The sequence below is a fragment of the Bartonella sp. AP57NXGY genome, from assembly GCF_042195805.1.
Lineage (GTDB): Bacteria > Pseudomonadota > Alphaproteobacteria > Rhizobiales > Rhizobiaceae > Bartonella.
The window spans coordinates 1-1,130 of the sequence record NZ_JBHIOZ010000333.1 but is presented as its reverse complement, the minus strand read 5'-3'; the positions used below and the strand labels follow the sequence as shown (position 1 = coordinate 1,130).

The following is a 1,130-nucleotide window of genomic DNA, read 5'->3' as shown; positions in this document are numbered from 1 at the left end:
TCTCAAGAGCTTAAAAGACAAAGCATGCATTAAGAGGAGGTTATTATGATAAAAAAGAAATACGAACTGACTGATGAGACAATTAAAGTTGATAGAATAACGCTTTACCGTATCCGTGCATTAAAAGACTTTGGAGATGTTAAAAAAGGTGATCTTGGTGGCTGGGTAGAGAGTGAAAGAAATCTTAGCCATGATAACAATTGCTGGATTGGTGGTGAGGCATGGGTTTATGATGATGCCGAAGTTTATAATAACGCAAAAGTTGGTGGTAATGCCATAGTAGCTGGCAAAACAGCATTTTATGGAAGTGATGCTATCTTAAGGTAGGGGCAAAAATCATGGAAAAAAAATACGAACTGACTGATGAAAAAACTGAAGTTAATGACAAAACACTCCGCCGCATTCGTGCATTGAGAGATTTGGGGGACGTCAAGAAAGGTGATCTTGGCGGCTTTATAGAGAATGAAGACAATCTAAGTCATGATGGCAATTGCTGGGTAGGCGATGATGCAAAAGTCTATGGTTATGCCAAAGTTTTTGGTGATGCTTATATTGATAACATTGCTGATATTTACGAAAATGCATGTGTTTTTGCCAATGCACAAATCTACGAAAATGCACAAGTTTCCGGTGGTGCATTTATTAATGGAAATGCTAAAATTTATGACAGTCCATTGATTTCCATCAGAGCAAAAGTTGGGGGAAATGCCAAAATCTATGGTTATGCATTTATTCATGGAAACGCAGAGATCATCAATGATGAAATCATCACAACGGGCGAGAGGCAATAAACCATGGAAAAAAATACGAACTACTAATCTTATAGTATCTCTATAAGCCGTTTCTAACAACCAAACAATATTTTTAAACACAAGCGTGATTCACGCCACGGGGAAATTGCGCGCAGTGGAGGAAATCAAGATGAGTGAACTAAGTACCACACAAACGGAATTAGTGAAAAAAACGAACGATTGTGAAATCAAACCTACAGCTATGGAGCTTATTTTAGAAAGAGCTTTAGAAAATGATGTCGATATGGATCGTCTCAAGCGTCTTCTTGAATTGCGAGAAAAGGAGATAGAACGACAAGAGCGTCAAAACTTTGTCCGTGATCTTTCTACTATACAAGT

Annotated in this window: 2 protein-coding genes and 1 pseudogene; all 3 read left to right on the top strand. The window is 37.9% G+C overall.

Annotation, left to right across the window (positions count from 1 at the left end):
* The first annotated feature begins 45 nt into the window (after nt 1-45).
* A complete protein-coding gene (locus ACFIL8_RS10715; RefSeq protein WP_375638704.1) occupies nt 46-327 on the top strand; it encodes a hypothetical protein in 282 nt (93 codons plus the stop codon).
* Between the two features lie 11 nt (nt 328-338).
* Nucleotides 339-791 carry a hypothetical protein gene (locus tag ACFIL8_RS10710; RefSeq protein ID WP_375652354.1) on the top strand — a complete coding sequence of 151 codons (453 nt, stop codon included), beginning with the start codon at nt 339-341 and terminating at the stop codon, nt 789-791.
* A gap of 130 nt (nt 792-921) precedes the next feature.
* A pseudogene (locus ACFIL8_RS10705) lies at nt 922-1,130 on the top strand (recombinase); the annotation flags it as partial.